This window comes from Mucilaginibacter sp. 21P (assembly GCF_019331605.1).
GTDB lineage: Bacteria > Bacteroidota > Bacteroidia > Sphingobacteriales > Sphingobacteriaceae > Mucilaginibacter > Mucilaginibacter achroorhodeus.
Genome location: NZ_CP063061.1, coordinates 1,518,752 through 1,534,809, shown reverse-complemented (window position 1 = coordinate 1,534,809; position 16,058 = coordinate 1,518,752). Strand labels below are relative to the sequence as shown.

The window sequence follows — 16,058 nt, the reverse complement described above, 5'->3', positions numbered from 1 at the left end:
GTTTTGAGCAAAACTATTTTCCCCTGATTTTAATAAAAGTTTATTACGCAGAAAGGCATTTGCCCTATGTAGAAACCTTATCACGATATAAAAATGACCGTTTTGAAAGAAAATGGGAACTTGTCACCCAACAAAAAGCAGGTTTGCTACCACCTGTTGGTATGGTCAGTATTTATCGTTTATGAATTGCTCTGTATTGCCGCGAGCGTAGGACTTAACGGCCATTATACTCATTACTTCGTTTATTATCTCCTCTATATTGGCCTGTTTTACTTTAATGCCCATGTGATATTGAATTACAGTTTTCACAGGTCAGGTAAACCCTATCTGATAGCCACCTTATTGATCTTGGCAGAGATCATTGTTTTTGGAGCCTTAAAGGTTATTTTGGACAGCGTGTTGCAAGGGGGCTATAACCCTTCGTTGCACGCTACCATGTTTACCCGCGCATATCTGCTTTCCAACTTGTTCCGGCTGATCTTTTTTATCGGATTCAGTATAGCCTACTGGGCACTGCTCTACGTGACCCATTTACGCGATCAGGCCAGGCAGTTGGAGATAGAGCAATTAAAACAACGGAACCTTAATCTGGAATTAACGAACCAGTATATTTCCATGGAGAACGCTTACCTGCAAAATCAGATCAGTCCACACATCCTGTTTAATTCCCTCAATTTCATTTACTACGCGGTATACCAATTGTCGGATCGTGCAGGTAAAGGGATCATGCTCTTATCAGAATTATTAAGGTATTCCATCACCGCCGGCAATGAAAAGGATAAAAAAGTGAGCCTTGCAACAGAGGTCAAACAGGTACAGAATCTGATCGAACTTGACCGCCTGCGTTTCAGGGACAAGCGCTATTTGTCGTACCATCAAAAAGGGACGTTAAACGAACTGTCCATTCTGCCACTTGCATTGCTCACCATGGTTGAAAATATGATCAAACACGGCGAATGCGGAGAACCGGATCATCCCGCTGTAGCTGAACTTGTCATCCATGAGAACCATTTATCCTTCAAGACGGTTAACAAGAAAAGACCGGCCGTGCATCCATCTACAGGGATCGGTTTGGTGAATTTGCGGAAGCGATTGAACAATATCTATCCGGGACAATACGAACTTGTTATCAGAGAGAATGATGAGGACTATTTTGCAGAATTAATCATACAACTATGAAGCCGATACGCTGTTATGTCATTGACGATGAATCAGATGCCATCGCCTTATTGAAAAATCACATTGCTGCCACACCGGGACTGGAACTTAGCGGCTACTCTGAAAATCCGGTTGAGGCTATCGATATTCTTACCGGTAAGGACGTACCTGAGATCACATTCATAGACATCGATATGCGGCAGTTATCCGGTCTTGAGCTTGCAGATATGATCAATCTTTATACCACGGTCGTATTTACTACCGCTTATCCGCAGTATGCCATTCAGGCGTTCGAAAAAGACGCTTATGATTACTTGCTTAAGCCTATAGATTATGAACGCTTTATCAAATGCATTAACAGAGTGAAACGCAAATGGCTACGGGCAAGCGCACCACCGGCATTGGAAACAGCAGACTATTTCAACATTAAAAGTGAGATCAAAGGCAGAATGTTCAGGATCAGGTTCGATGAAGTAATCTTTATAGAAGGTGCGGTCAATTATATACAGATCCATACGGTCAACGGCAAGCATATGACCTACCTCACCTTGAAAGAGATCCTGGAACATCTACCTACGAATAAATTCATGCGCATACACCGGTCGTTCGTGATCAACATCGATTTTGCAAGGATCATTGAACGTAACCAGGTCGGGCTGGCAGATGGCCGCTTCCTGCCAATGGGTGAAAATTATAAGCAGTTATTTCTTGAATACATGGATAGTGCCTTGCTTAGATCGAACCGGGCTTCATAAGCGGTCAATTAAGATCTATGAAGTCGGCTAAATGTGGCTAAGCGTGACCGTATTTTCCAGTTCCGGCTGCTCTTTTAGCCCTTGTTCCCGCCATATGTTTAGCCAGGAAATAAAATACAGCCATTTCCTGCTGGCGACTTTTTGTAATGAACAGCCGGTTGAGATGCATATGGATCAGGCTGCTTACCAATAGCAGATGTTGAGGCCCTTTCTGATCGACCTGTTTTAGAAGCTTCAGGTAGGTGCTTAGGCAAAAGATAAACCACTTGTTAACCCTGATCGAGGCGAAAAAAGCCTTATTTTCCATAACCTCGCTGATCCTTGTTTTTATTTCACGGTATTTTTTATCAAGCGCCACGTGCAATTTGTCACCGCTGAACTCGCTTGCCAATTGTTGATACCGCTGCTGGTAAAAGCTCATCAGGCTATCTTCATCCGGAAAAGCCGATCTGCTCAAATTGTGCGTGACCATTAATGCAAATAGAATACGATCATTGGACGCCCTTGCCTGCGGCATGGTCAAATACCGGAGAACCAACCTACTACTGGCATAGAAATGATCCTCCACTACCTCAAAATCATGGACACCATAGCGCTCCAATTCCCTGCTGTAAGTGTCTACCTGAAATTCCCTGATGACGTTCCGTTCGACCTTCCGCTCAAATAAATCGCATAATTCGACCATGATCTGGCCAAGTTTTGCCCGGTCGATCAACAGACGGAGCCTGAGATGGGGTCCCCGGTCTTCATACCGTACAAAGAACCATTTAGTAGCGTAACCCTGGCGCAGTTGCCGTTTCAGAAAAGGCCATAATTCCCTTAAAAGTGCATCTGTACCTAAACGTGAAGTATAGATCTTTACATATAACCACTCCGACCCTGGAATGAATTTTCTTTTGTTTGACCTATCAGGATCACTGTTTAATGGAAGATCAGGCAGCTTCAGCGGATTAACCGGCAGCACAAAAGCGTTGAACTGCTCGCAAACAGGCATTCCCGTTCTTCTATTTAGAGGTACCTCCTGTAATATAGCTTGGGATGCCTTTCCAATGCATTCAATAAACATGGACACCTCGGCATCGGATAAGCTGTTGAACAACAACTGCTGATCTCCTTCTGTCAGCAGGAAATGGTCAGGTAAATTCATTTTCGCCTTGATGATGGTAAAGTAATGGGGATCACTCTTGATCTGGCCGATCTCATCCGCATTCAATACCCACTTTGCCGGTGACAAGACGGTTTGCTTGTATGACACGCGAGGATACCGATCTAGCCCTGGAAACAATTGGATCATATCCAGTGTACGCAGCGGTGCTGCATATTGGTAAGGCAGGTCTGCCAGAAAACGGAATAAAGGAAGATCATTGATCCCGTGATTATAGGCCGAGCTTTGTCTGGGTAGGACCATTGATCCACGGGATAAAGAACGTAATAGCACCTGTCCATCTTGCACGCTTACCATCAGGTCATTCAGTGCGATCTGCATCTCCCTTCCAACTGAAGCTGCCGCTGTTATCGGTATTTCCATATCCAGTATCTGAGCCCGGCGATTAACATTATCTGTACGCAGGTCGGTAAGGTGCAATATTTCAGCAAAGATGATATCTGGATTAAGATGCTGCTCTTGTAATGCCATTTCCCTGGCTGCATTTCTGATCGCTTCATTCGCTGTCGTAAACCGGCCGATCAACGCGTTCGTATGATAGCCGCCGGCAGAATCGATCCACACCTGATCGTATGATTCTTTAAATAAAACCCCAAAACCGGAGGTCCCATTGATTTCACTACTCCGTTTGATTTGCTTTAGTGCCTTTTCATCAAGTTGTATAACGTCATGATCCCGTCCTGCCTGATCATGCCAGGCATTAAGCAGGAAGCGGTGTACAGCGGTCCATTCGTTAGAGGTATTGTGCTCAACCCTGCGATCAATGTCAAATGTTTCCAGCAAATTATTTCCTGTTTCTTTTTCCAAAACACCATAAGCGATTCCTGTCTCCGGGTCAAGTATTTCCAGTATTGGGATCTCCCGGTCCTCAAAATGCGCCTGAAATTGATCAGCGAACCTTTTAAGAGCGGGAACTTGGTATGGGGTTGCCAGTTGCTCCATCGCCCAAAGACCATCACTAAGTGAATGTTGCACCTTCAGATCGATATGGCAGGATGGGCTTTCCCAGAAACTGATCACATTCAATAACGGGCGGTCATACCGGATCGATCCGTTCAGTGAATTGCTGGCAGCTTGATAAAGATCATGCACTTTACCGGAACACCAATCATAAGTTCCAGTAAAATCAGGAAACTTATCTACACCATCGGTCACCACCGTTATTCCGGATCTTTGTTTACCTAACAGGATCTGATTAGTGGTCAGAAAAGAAAGGTAATCTTCTGCTTCCCCAAGCTCGCATCCGCTGTCACGCTGAATAAGACCGATCAGTTCTTTCCTTGATCTCCCTTCCTTACAAAATCGTATTAATCGAGCAAGTAACGACGTCCGATCCGTTGCCTGAAGTAAATACTGTCGCTTGCCTGTGATGGGATCGGTTTCCGTCTGGATGAAGCGGAACTCCCGTTGGACGCTGTAAAGCGTCGGATTCGGTTCCATGAGATCATCTGGACAGGGTAAAGACCGTTCCCTAAGCAGATGATCGAGGTGACGATCAGCAGTGACGTATATAGATAGTTGTCTGTCTGCTTCGGGAGATCTGTGTTGAGCCCAACTGGTGAGCGCTACACCGGCGAAAAAGCCGAACGGCGTAGGCCTGAAACAGAACCTGTTATAATATTTGCGCAGGGTCAGGATCGTACGCGGATCAAGTTTCTTTTCCTGTATTATCCTTTTATAAAACGAAGGGGATGCAATAGAAACAGCATCTGTGAATACTTCATCTGCCAGGATCTTTTCAACGTCGAGGGTATAACGCGCCGCACTTCCGACAGGCGACCGCAAAAGCAGGTTCTTATAAAATGAGAAATGATCCATAGGGAAAAGTTGTGTTCTAATTTTTCTTTGGTTCGAAAGCGGATAGCAACTGTTTGACTAGCATAGAACCGTGTGTAATATTAAACCTAAAAACGGAAGGCAATTTGCAGATATGGTATAGCTTGGGATCAGGTTGAGATCGGAACGAACAAGATGTAACGGTTTTAAAGTTATAGATATGCAAATGTTCAATTGATGCCTTCTGTCGACCTCTGCTTTACGATAGCGGTAACGCGGTCTAGGCAGATCCTCAGCCAGGGGGAAAAACTATCAGGATCATTAACGATATCTCCCTTGAGATCCTCCGTGTCTGTGTACCTGAAATCTGCGACCTCGGCATTATCGGGTATAGGTATTTGATCACTATAGCCAATGAAAACATGATCATATTCATGCTCGATCAGACCGTTAGAAAATTCGTGCCGGTAAATAAAATGGAAGTATTCTCTTATGTCGCATTTCATCCCCATTTCTTCCATCAGGCGTCGATGGGCGGCATCCGCCGTCTTTTCACCTGGTCTGGGGTGACTGCAACAGGTATTTGTCCAGGTTCCACCTGAATGGTACTTTTCGAAAGCCCTTTGCTGTAATAATAGCTGTCCATTTGAATTAAATACAAAAACGGAAAAGGCACGATGAAGCACGCCCGCTTCATGGGCAGCCATTTTTTCCATTGTTCCGGTCATATGACCATCGATATCGACAAGAATTACTCTATCTTCCAATTGCCCTATAGTTTTGATCCATTAGCTCGCGTTCCTGATAAAGACTGAATACTTAAGATCATTTTTTTTAGTTCGGCATCCTGGCATTCACCGAAATGCCTCTGAATATATAGCCTGTCATTTATTATTTCTGAATGATAACCCAGGAAAGCAGGCAGGTTGCTTTGTATCGAATAACGGATCAGGCGAATTTCAACGTTACTTGAGTCGCGTTGAAAAGCCTGTTCGATCAGTGCTTTACCCGTTTTGAACTTTTCGAATTTCACAAAAGGGTTAAAGGCGTATTTGGCTTGTATCATGACGCTTGCCCCCTTGTAACAGATCATCACCGGGGCATCGGCCGAACTGACAGATACCATCGCAGCGGCGAACTTACGCGCCTGATTATTGTCAATGGTAGACCCGGCAGCAAGTTTTCTGATCTCAGGCAGATCATTTATCTGCGGCGGTAACCAATAACAGTAAACTAATACAAGGCATCCGAACAATAACTTCACAGCACATTCAGTTGATACTTGACCAAAGAATCCAGCATCAGCCAAAATTTTTCAAAGTTGGAAACACGGATCCGTCCTGTCATCACACGTTTTGCCGGAACTTTTGAGATCTTCCGGAAAAGCTGCCGGTAATATACATAAGCCAGGTAAACCCCTTTCCGGGAAGAGTCGGGCAGGTCTTTGATCCCCTTCAGCGCTTCTTTAAATTCCTGTTTGATCTCCTCTTCGATCTTTGCTTTATGCACATCAGAAAATTTTGCAAGGTCTACATCAGGGAAGTAATTTCGGCTTAGATCCTGATGATCTACTTTCGCATCACGCAGAAAGTTCACTTTCTGAAAGGCCGACCCCAGTCTCATTGCGGGTGAGCATAACCGCTCGAATTGTTCCCGGTCACCGTTGGTAAAGATCTGAAGACACATCAGTCCGACCACCTGCGCTGATCCCATGATGTATTCATCATACTTAGCCGTATTATAAACCTGTTCTGAAAGGTCCATCTCCATGCTTTGTAGAAATTTCACGATCAGATCGTGATCTATGGAATATTGATTAACTACCCGTTGAAATGAATTCAAGACAGGGTTAAGGCTGATCCCTCTTTCGATCGCCAGAAAACAATCCGTTTTGAAATCGTTGAACAACTCGGCTTTGGGGTAATCATGAAAACTGTCAACGATCTCATCAGCAAGTCTGACAAATCCGTACACTGCATATATGGGGTCTCTGAGTTCCTTTTCCAGGAAATAAATACCAAGCGAGAAGCTTGTGCTGTACAATCTCGTTGTAGCCCGGCTGCAGGTGGCAGATAACACATCAAATCTTTCTTTCATTTTCTACAAATTGATCGTTGCTTACCGCATTGATATCAGGCTTCAGGCCAATAAAACCCAATGATACAAGCTTTATTATAGTACAAATATGTATTAATTTATTTTTATTACAAAATTGTACTTATTTTTAGTGAACTTTTGATAAGGAACTTTTTGCGCCTCAAGAGCGCTGATATTTCAGGAAGATTTGAATAATTTTATTTAGCAACAGGACATTGAAATGTAATGAAGAAAATAACCGTTAAACGCATTGTGGCCAATTTCAAAGCGCCTTATCCACCAGCTGCAAAACTATTTTATAGTGACATTTTAGGGCTTGACCTGTTAATGGATCACGGTTGGATCGCTACCTATGGCAACGATGAAAAAATGAGTGTACAGGTTAGCTTCGCTTCGCAAGGTGGTTCAGGTACAGACGTTCCTGACCTGTCCATAGAAGTTGACGACATAGACACAGCTTATCGTCTAATGTACGAAGCTGGCATTCCTATAGAATATGGCCCGACAGATGAACCCTGGGGTGTACGCCGATTTTATGCACGAGACCCTTTCGGACGGTTGATCAATATATTGAGCCACAACAACATTCATATAAAACCTTAATTAACGAGCGTTAATTAAAAAACTAACCATATTACAACCTATGATCGATAGTATTTCCGAGGTAAGCACCAAAAGGCTTCACTTAACCGAACTAAGCGTAAACGACCACAGTTTTATCTTTGAACTGGTCAACTCTCCCGGCTGGCTAAGCTTTATAGGTGACCGTAATGTCCGGTCGGGAACTGATGCCATTGGTTATATTGAGAAGGTCATCGCTAATCCTGACATACAGTACTGGACAGTCAGATTAAAGGACGGGCGTATTCCTATTGGCATCATTACCCTGATCAAGCGACCATACCTGGACCATTATGATATCGGCTTTGCTTTCCTGGAAAGCTACATGGGCAAAGGTTACTCAGCCGAAGCTACGCAAGCGGTGCTGCATGCATTGCCCGAACCTTTACTGGCAGACAAGATCCTGGCGATCACCACAGAAGCCAATATCCGGTCCATCAAATTGTTGGAGAAGCTGAATTTTTTTTATGAAACTACATTGGAAGTAGATAATAAAGCTTTGCGCCAATATGCGTTAAGTGCAGACCAGGTGCAGATCGATAAACTTACGCAAGCGTTCTTTGCATTATTTACCAACACAGCGGAAGCTCCGCAATTTGACCTTATCACTGAACTTTGCCATGAGCAGGCACAGATCATCAAGAAAACGGCCGACGGGGCAGAGATCTATGACCTGGGGTCTTTCATCGAACCAAGGAAGAAGATCCTGACCGATGGGACATTGACCGGCTTCAGCGAATATGAAGTTCAGGCTGAAACCAGGATCATTGGCCAAATTGCCCAACGCTTATCCAGATATGAGAAAAGCGGGGTGCTTCAGGGTAATGATTACAGGGGCAGCGGAAATAAAATGTTACACTTCATGAAACATGAAGGCAAATGGCAGATCATACAGGTGATCTGGGAAGATAACGCTTAATATCACTTTGCTCTTTTGCTACGTTAATAGCTCTTTATCTCATTATTTAAAACGATCATCTATGCAAAATATAGCTGTTGAAGAATTGGCCAGGCAGGTTAGGATCTTAAAAAGATATGGTATCGGGGTTACCATTTTACTGATCGTGCTGATCGGCGTATGCTTTTTTAAAGGAAACAGCCAAAGTAAAGAACTTACGGCTGAAAGGATCAACATTGTTGAAGCTGATGGCACGCTACGTATGGTGATCAGTAACCGTGCCCGTCAGCATCCGGGGCGGATGGATAATAAAGACCTGCCTAAACGTGACAGGCCTGCAGGGCTCCTGTTCTTTAACGATGAGGGGGACGAATGCGGCGGGTTGGGTTATAATGGAGATAAGAAAGAGGCCGCCATGTTCATGACAATGGATCAATATAAGAACGACCAGATCATGACCTTAAGTTACGATCAGGAGAACCGGCCCGGTAAGCCGTTGAGAAGTTACGGGTTTACGCTGAACGACCGCGATGAACTGCCGCTTTCCGGGCAGATCAGCTACTTCGATTCGCTGAAAAAGTTGAAAGATACCAGTGCCTATGCCCGGGGACTTAAACGTTACAAAGATGAGGGACATCTTGCACAAAGGATGTTCCTTGGCAAAAACAAAAATGGTGAAGTGGGGCTATTCCTGACCGACTCAAAAGGCCGACCAAGGTTACGCTTATTCATTGATCAAAAGAACGAACCGTTAATTCAGTCCCTGGATGAAAAAGGTAACGTAATAAAGAAGTAATATATGATAAAAGAAATTGAGATAGCCAAAGATAGTTCGCCATACGGTATTGTTTTTGGAGAGGATGACGCCTTTTGGTTTACGCAAAACAAAGGGAACAAGATCGGAAGGGTTACATCACAAGGGACTATTTCTGAATTTATTGTACCCACAGAAAACGCAGGACTCTCGATTATTGTTAAAGGCGCTAACGCGTTGTGGTTTACGGAAACTACTGGCAATAAAATAGGCAAAATTGATTATTCCGGGAATATAAAAGAACATGATTTAGAACATGAGAATTCTGGCGTGTTTGGCATTGCACATAACCCAAAAGATGATTCTGTTTGGTTTACGCTAATGAATGCCAACAAGATAGGTAAGCTTGACTCGAAGCTTAAATATGCTGAATTTACCATACCGATAGATAATTCTTATCCCAGCTTTATAACGATCGATGAAAATGAGAATGTATGGTTTACGCTGAACCAGGCTAATTCGGTTGGAAAGATAGATAAGCAGGGAAACTTTAAAAACATACCTATACCCACAGAGCGATCAGGCCCCGTTGGAATTTGTTTGGGACCGAAAAACACCATTTGGTTCGTAGAAATATTGGGAAATAAAGTCGGACGGGTAAATCCGGACAATACCATTACGGAATATGAACTAGCTACGCCAAATGCCAAACCTCATGCCATTACCTATAAAAAAGGAGATAAACTTTGGTTTACGCAATGGGGAGCTAATAAGATCGCAAGCATAGATTTAAATGGCAATATGGTTGAATTTGACCTACCAACCGAAAACTCCGAACCCCATGGACTTGCCATCGGTGATGAGTATATCTTTGTAGCGCTCGAATGTGGGAAAATTGGAGCTTTTAAGGACGTGATTCGTTAACTATAAGAGACATAGCGTTGATTTTCTATAAGCAGGTGTTGGTATTGATAGCTCAACTGTTGGAATCATGAACAACGAATCAACAAACTGGCCCAAGTGGGCAACGGAACAGGTTCATATTGAACCTTACAACCCCGAATGGCCTGTTAAATATGAACGGCTGGTAACTGAACTTACCGGGTTATACTCCTTTGACCCTGATCATTTGATCCACGTTGGTAGTACTGCCGTACCTGGGTTGGCGGCAAAGCCGATAATCGATCTGGCATATCCCGTCCCTGACTTTTCAGAAACTGAGAATATATTGTTGGTATTGGGGAAAAAAGATTGGCACCTGATCCCCCTGGAATTAGATGCTGAACGATATCATCGAAGAACGTTCGTTAAAGTTGTCGACGATCGCCGGTTCGCACACCTCCACTTGATATTATCCGGATCAGGAAAATATGAATTGATCAAAAGATTCAGGAATATTCTTCTTGCCCATCCGGCATTGGTCGAAGAATATGCTGATCTGAAAGCTCAGTTAGCTGAAAGATATCAAAACGACAGGGAGTTGTATACGGCAGCGAAATCTAACTTCATTACATCAGTCTTAGACAGCTACTTTCCCGGTCACCAAAACACATTTTGATATCTGATAAGGACTTTCTGTAATTGTTAAAGAATAGTTGAAGGTCGTTGCTCCCGACCCTTTACAGCCATAGCCGCTACTCATGATATCCCTTTTTAAGCTCTCTTTTAGAAATCCACCATTAGTTACCTGCTGGATCGATAATACCGGATTGCCTGTCACCATAGGGCATGTATGCCGGCTCAAATGATACCGTAGCACCGTTTTCTACAGCGTTTTGATGTATAGCCTCAACATCGTCTACAAAAAGATAAAGTGCTGTTCTCATGCCCAAGAATTCGCCCCTGGCCTGACTGATCATAAAACAACTATCTCCCATACAAACGATACAATTGGCCGGGTCACCATTTGCCGGATTTAAAGAACGATGAATTTCCTTTGCTCCGAAAGCGTTTTTCAGAAAGCTGATCAGTCGTTCAGGCTCTTCTGAAAAAATGTATGGCGTTACGTTGTGAAATTTTTCAGGCAGGTAGGTGTTGAATATATTTTCCATAGAGAATTCTAATTGATCTAACTAAATTAGCATTTACTTATAGTCCTACCGGTTTGGTATTCTTCATTAGCGTTTCGGCTAAATTTTCGCCAAGTACTCCATTGCTAATTTTTCTTTTATTGATAGTTGTTTTAATACTTCTGATGCTTGTTCAATATATTTCCTGTTTTCTGTCTTGCTAACTTTTATGAATAATTCTGCAATTTGTGTCCATAATTCTGCGATATCAACAAAGTTACCATGTGCTTTTTCAAGCGTTTCGATTTGTAGAATTTCGTAACTTTCTTTCAGAAAATCTCTGTATAAATTTCTAAATAATGCTCCGCCTGTTCCTGCTTTTTCCATAATCATGGCACAAGTTTCAAATTCGGCTTTTATGTTTTTACTAGTATCAAACCATTTGAAAATCTCTTTGCTTGTTTTTAAAATTCCTTTGTAACCAATGTTGTTTATGGGCGGATTGATATAGTCCGTTGCGTTGTTCCGAATTGAATTTAATATGGCTGTTTTAATTTCAAATTCTTCATTGGTCTTGTTTAAAATATAGTAAAGATTTTTAGAAGACATTAATCCTTTTTCTGCTCTGGCTTTCGCCAAACTTGTCAAACTTGTTTTCACTTGCCTACCTTGTTGTTTAGTGTCTACCAAAAAAGCGTTTTCATTGTCGTAACCATAAATAGCAACGTAATGTCCTGCAAAGTGAAATGGTTTTGAAAAATATTCTAAATGAAAACAGTCTAATTTCAGTCCAACAATTTTTCCACTGTCAATTAGTTGCTTTACGTTGTCCCAAGCTTTTTGCGTTGAAGAAGTTTCTTTAACTGTCAGTTCAAGTTTAAGATTTCTAGCAATATTTTGTGTTAGTAAATCCGTTTTCACTCGTCCGCCAATGAAAGGAAAATCCATTGATTTCATATTCCAAAAAATAAAACCAAGTCCTTGTCCAATTCCAAAAAGCATTGGTTCAGAAAGTTCAATTCCGATTTGTCGCAACAAAGTTCCTGTTGCTGTGGTCTCGCAATGTTGTCCGTCAAATGCTTTTATGTTTTCTACTTTCATACTAGTGGCACTGTCTTTATTAACTGAGGATTCTCTATCTTGTTAGCCTTTCGAATAATTCAGGATAGAAAGTTACGACTCAGACCTCATCAACATCAATGTCTGCTTCAAAATTGTTTGGAATATTTCGAGTCTATAATTTAAAGAAGATTTTTTGGCACTTCTTTCTTACATTCATTATACAAATTAGTCATTAGCAATCCGTCAGTTTAACTTTTGCACCAAACTTTTCACCAACTTTATAAGATCCGATTAGGAATATGGCGTTACGTTGTGAAATTTTCCGGCAGGTAAGTGTTGAACAGATTTTCCATATGGAGCTTCAATTGATTTAACCCAATTAGCGTTTACTTATTTAAAATCAGGTTTATCTCTGTCTTAAATTTAACATTTTTACATAGATGTTCGGTTATAAAATATAATACGTAATTTTAAAGTTGGCTTAAATAAAAAAAGCCTTAATTCGATTAAAATGAACGATTATTCAGAATCAGATTTGATCCAGGCAAACACTGTAATCACTTCGCTAACGCATAAATGTGAGGAATCTCTAAAAAAATTGACTAAGAGGAATTCCCAATCAACTTTGCTTATAAACAGGATCAAAGGTTTAAAAATTGCTTTGACGTTGATACAAAAAGAAATAGAAGCCAACACAAAATCGCTACCTAAATAAATATAAGAATCCAGATTGATACACCAACAAGATCATCATGCTGGTAACACCTCCCTAACTTTCGACATAAAGTATTATGTAATGATCAGCTGCTTATAATCATGAAGCCTGATCCCATTTGCCGCAACACTTACTTCTTCCAGCATTTTCTTAATGATCAGGTTGCCCATCGGCAGGTAAGGCATTAGTCTGATCATCATCAACTGTAAACGCAAACGCCAGTTGGATGATGGTACCATCTGCTTAACATGCCTGCCTAATAGCTGGTTCTTTTCAATAAAAGGGCGCATAGCAGTTTCATAAGAAGGATAAGCTATTTGATGATCTCCCTGCGCTTTAAAAAGTTCACCGGCCAATACATAAGCACCCACTACAGCCATACTGGTTCCCTGCCCCGAAGCTAAAGAAGGCGCCCAGGCAGCATCGCCTAATAAAGCGATCCTGCCGGATGACCAAGCCTTCATGTGTACTTGCTGCACGGTGTCAAAATAAAAGTCTGGCGCTTCATGGAGGTAAGCAAGCACCTTGGGGACCTCCCAACCCATATCTGCGAAAGTTTGTTTGAGCTGATCTTTTTGCAAGGTTTGATTCCTGTAGTCATAATTAAATCCAGGTGAACGAAAGATAAACAAGGCTTTGGCATCCGCACTATTCCGGGTTCTGTAAAGATTACATACACGGTCAGCCTTGGCGTAAAACAATTCGCTGCGATCAAGTTTCAGGTAATTTGGCACGCTGTATATGGCAAAGAAGTAATCACCAAGGTTTTGCATAAAGGCTGATTCAGGTCCGAACGCCAATGAACGCACATGCGAATGTATCCCATCAGCGCCGATCACCAGGTCAAACAGTTGGGATTGGCTATTTTTAAAGGTAACTGCTAACTGCTCGCCTTGTTCAGTTATCGTATCTATCGAATCATTGAACAGATAACGACACTTGGTGACCGTATCTTCATAGATGATTCGGGACAGATCCCCGCGCATAAGTTCCACATCATCATTTTGCCGTAAGCCGATCAGGTTTGCCGGTAACCGGGCTAAAATTTTTCCTTTGTCGTTAACAAAGGCTGCTCCGGTCATCCCGGCTTGTTCATCCTTGACCTTTTCATAAAGTCCCATACGTTTAATGACCTCGACCGCCGCTCCGCGTAGATCGATCTTATAACCACCCCTCCGCAATTCTGGCGCACGCTCAACGACCGTGACATCAAAACCATAATAGCTCAGCCACCAGGCCAACGTTGGCCCGGCAATACTTGCACCGGAGATCAATATTGTCTTGCTTTTCATTTTGTAAAATCAAAAATTAAACACCGTTTAAAACAATGACTTAATTTTGTTAGATTTGTTACAGCGATTGAAATAAAACATAGAACTAATGGCTAAGGCATCAAAAGAGAAGATCATTCAGGTCACCGAAGAAATGTTGCTCCGTTTACCGATGGCAGACGTAACGGTACGCGAGATCGCTAAAGCAGCCGGCGTGAATATTGCCGCCATTCATTATTATTTCAGCACCAAGGAAATACTTTATAATGCTGCCATTGAAAAGATCATGACCAGGAATATTGATAACTGGTTAATGGCGCACCCGATGGATAAACATTCAGGAATTACCCCGCTGATCGATCTGGTGGTGTTCTTACATGAGGGATGTATCAGGTATCCGGAATTTGCCAGGACCAGGGTATGGAATACGCTTGGAAGCGACCAGACCAATGATACTAACCAAAAGGTCTTTCTGACCATGCTTGAAACAGCTGAAAAGTTAAAACTGGAGAAAGACACGGATCGATTGAAACTTAAAGTGTCTTTATTGTACGCATCCCTGGCATCTATTTCAGCATCATCAGCAGATCTAAAAGCATTTACCGGGCTGCAATTAAACAACGAGGCCTCACTTCGTTCTTATGTTAAAGAGATCGTGGAGACCATTTTGATAAGCACCGGTAAGTAAATATTAATCGTCCAGGCCCTTATTGGCAAGAATTGGTCGTCGATCAATGCTCCTCATTTCGCTGATAGGTCGCTGGCGGAAAGCCTGTCCATTTTTTAAAAGCCCTTGAGAAGGCGCTTGGGTCATTATAACCTAGCATGTAAGCAATTTCTTTTAACGTATGTGATCCTTCCTTTAGATAGGAAATGGCAAGACGTTTTAGCACATTGTCGGTGATCTGCTGAAAATTGCTGTTTTCAACGCTGAGTTTGCGTTGCAGGGTCCTACTACTGATATTAAAGTTGGAAGAAAGTTGTTCGATAGACGGTAATCCTAAATATGCATTGGAGAGCATGTAGTTCGTTACCTTATTTTTAAAGGAAACCTCACTACTCATGCGATCTTTAACTGTAGCATTGCTTTGCAATAGCAGCTGTTGCAATTCGTAATTCGAAGTGATGATCGGCATATCCCAGTCTTGGATCTCAAATGTTATCCCGACATGATCACCGATAGACGGTTTGCACCGCAGGACCCGTTCGTATTCCGGCACATTAGATTTGTCCGCTGGATAAATGACACTTACTGGCCGTATCTTTTTTAAGGTCAACCCATCGAGCTCATGGATCGTAAATGCGGTCAGGAAATCGCGGATCTGCCCGCAAACCGGGTCATTATGATCATAACGTTCGGTGGGAAGAAGTTTGATAACGAAATGGATTTCATCTGAACACATCTCCATCCTGAATAGCGGTGTAATGGTGGATATCAAGTTTGCTGCGGCTGTAATTGCTGTCCCTACATCACGAGACGTCTTGATCAATTCACCAACGATACCGAGCGCGGAGAGTTGCAAGGATTCACCAAAATGAAGACCAAAAAGTAGATCGTTGCTCAGCTTTACTGCATTCACCCAAAGATTTCTTATCTTTTCTTCACTGATCATAGTAGCGTCTTCGAACATACTGCCCTTGTCGATCCCTGCTGATCGACATAGCCTGTCGGAAGGTAATTCGCGGTAAGCGAAGTAAGCTATCATACTTGCCGCGATCACGTTAAAGTTTTTATTCATGTCTATCTCTCTGACAAAGATAAAGGCTCCGTCTGCTA

16 protein-coding genes are annotated in these 16,058 nt (G+C 42.4%); 8 read left to right on the top strand and 8 right to left on the bottom strand.

Going from position 1 to position 16,058, the window contains the following annotated elements:
- The first annotated feature begins 93 nt into the window (after positions 1-93).
- Together INP83_RS06845 and INP83_RS06840 are read left to right on the top strand one after the other, a co-directional pair.
- Positions 94-1,179: a sensor histidine kinase gene (locus INP83_RS06845; RefSeq protein ID WP_219126827.1), complete on the top strand. Its 1,086-nt coding sequence runs from the start codon at positions 94-96 to the stop codon at positions 1,177-1,179.
- Complete coding sequence (locus INP83_RS06840) at positions 1,176-1,913, top strand: LytTR family DNA-binding domain-containing protein (RefSeq protein ID WP_219126826.1); 738 nt, start codon at positions 1,176-1,178, stop codon at positions 1,911-1,913. The genes INP83_RS06845 and INP83_RS06840 overlap by 4 nt, the downstream gene beginning before the upstream one ends.
- Before the next feature lie 37 nt (positions 1,914-1,950).
- On the opposite strand, the gene INP83_RS06835 is transcribed toward INP83_RS06840, so the two are convergent.
- The 4 genes from INP83_RS06835 to INP83_RS06820 all read right to left on the bottom strand — a co-directional run bounded on the left by INP83_RS06835 (position 1,951) and on the right by INP83_RS06820 (position 6,951).
- Entirely contained in the window at positions 1,951-4,896 is a 2,946-nt protein-coding gene (locus INP83_RS06835; protein ID WP_219126825.1) for a lantibiotic dehydratase, read from the bottom strand.
- A 188-nt stretch (positions 4,897-5,084) separates the two neighbouring features.
- Positions 5,085-5,621: an isopentenyl-diphosphate Delta-isomerase gene (gene idi / locus INP83_RS06830; RefSeq protein ID WP_219126824.1), complete on the bottom strand. Its 537-nt coding sequence runs from the start codon at positions 5,619-5,621 to the stop codon at positions 5,085-5,087.
- Between the two features lie 5 nt (positions 5,622-5,626).
- Complete coding sequence (locus INP83_RS06825) at positions 5,627-6,118, bottom strand: hypothetical protein (RefSeq protein WP_219126823.1); 492 nt, start codon at positions 6,116-6,118, stop codon at positions 5,627-5,629.
- On the bottom strand, positions 6,115-6,951 hold the full coding sequence (locus INP83_RS06820; protein ID WP_219126822.1) for a phytoene/squalene synthase family protein: 837 nt from the start codon (positions 6,949-6,951) through the stop codon (positions 6,115-6,117). Before INP83_RS06820 ends, INP83_RS06825 begins: the two co-directional genes overlap by 4 nt.
- Before the next feature lie 225 nt (positions 6,952-7,176).
- On the opposite strand from INP83_RS06820, the gene INP83_RS06815 reads away from it, so the two are divergent.
- The 5 genes from INP83_RS06815 (at position 7,177) to INP83_RS06795 (ending at position 10,782) form a co-directional block, all read left to right on the top strand.
- Positions 7,177-7,554: a VOC family protein gene (locus INP83_RS06815; protein WP_219126821.1), complete on the top strand. Its 378-nt coding sequence runs from the start codon at positions 7,177-7,179 to the stop codon at positions 7,552-7,554.
- 40 nt (positions 7,555-7,594) lie between these two features.
- Complete coding sequence (locus INP83_RS06810) at positions 7,595-8,491, top strand: GNAT family N-acetyltransferase (RefSeq protein WP_219126820.1); 897 nt, start codon at positions 7,595-7,597, stop codon at positions 8,489-8,491.
- 61 nt (positions 8,492-8,552) lie between these two features.
- Positions 8,553-9,266 carry a hypothetical protein gene (locus tag INP83_RS06805; RefSeq protein WP_219126819.1) on the top strand — a complete coding sequence of 238 codons (714 nt, stop codon included), beginning with the start codon at positions 8,553-8,555 and terminating at the stop codon, positions 9,264-9,266.
- Positions 9,267-9,269: 3 nt separating this feature from the next.
- Positions 9,270-10,148, top strand: a complete 879-nt coding sequence (locus tag INP83_RS06800; RefSeq protein WP_219126818.1) for a hypothetical protein — start codon at positions 9,270-9,272, stop codon at positions 10,146-10,148.
- A gap of 67 nt (positions 10,149-10,215) precedes the next feature.
- Complete coding sequence (locus INP83_RS06795; RefSeq protein WP_219126817.1) at positions 10,216-10,782, top strand: GrpB family protein; 567 nt, start codon at positions 10,216-10,218, stop codon at positions 10,780-10,782.
- Positions 10,783-10,903: 121 nt separating this feature from the next.
- Here the strand turns inward: INP83_RS06795 and INP83_RS06790 are convergent, their stop codons facing one another.
- The 3 genes from INP83_RS06790 to INP83_RS06780 all read right to left on the bottom strand — a co-directional run bounded on the left by INP83_RS06790 (position 10,904) and on the right by INP83_RS06780 (position 14,302).
- Complete coding sequence (locus INP83_RS06790; RefSeq protein WP_219126816.1) at positions 10,904-11,275, bottom strand: VOC family protein; 372 nt, start codon at positions 11,273-11,275, stop codon at positions 10,904-10,906.
- Positions 11,276-11,353: 78 nt separating this feature from the next.
- On the bottom strand, positions 11,354-12,334 hold the full coding sequence (locus INP83_RS06785; RefSeq protein ID WP_219126815.1) for a BtrH N-terminal domain-containing protein: 981 nt from the start codon (positions 12,332-12,334) through the stop codon (positions 11,354-11,356).
- 750 nt (positions 12,335-13,084) lie between these two features.
- Positions 13,085-14,302 carry an FAD-dependent monooxygenase gene (locus tag INP83_RS06780; RefSeq protein ID WP_219126814.1) on the bottom strand — a complete coding sequence of 406 codons (1,218 nt, stop codon included), beginning with the start codon at positions 14,300-14,302 and terminating at the stop codon, positions 13,085-13,087.
- A gap of 88 nt (positions 14,303-14,390) precedes the next feature.
- Between INP83_RS06780 and INP83_RS06775 the strand changes: the two genes are divergently transcribed.
- A complete protein-coding gene (locus tag INP83_RS06775) occupies positions 14,391-14,969 on the top strand; it encodes a TetR/AcrR family transcriptional regulator (RefSeq protein ID WP_219126813.1) in 579 nt (192 codons plus the stop codon).
- A 43-nt stretch (positions 14,970-15,012) separates the two neighbouring features.
- On the opposite strand, the gene INP83_RS06770 is transcribed toward INP83_RS06775, so the two are convergent.
- On the bottom strand, positions 15,013-16,020 hold the full coding sequence (locus INP83_RS06770; RefSeq protein WP_219126812.1) for an AraC family transcriptional regulator: 1,008 nt from the start codon (positions 16,018-16,020) through the stop codon (positions 15,013-15,015).
- Positions 16,021-16,058: the final 38 nt, after the last annotated feature.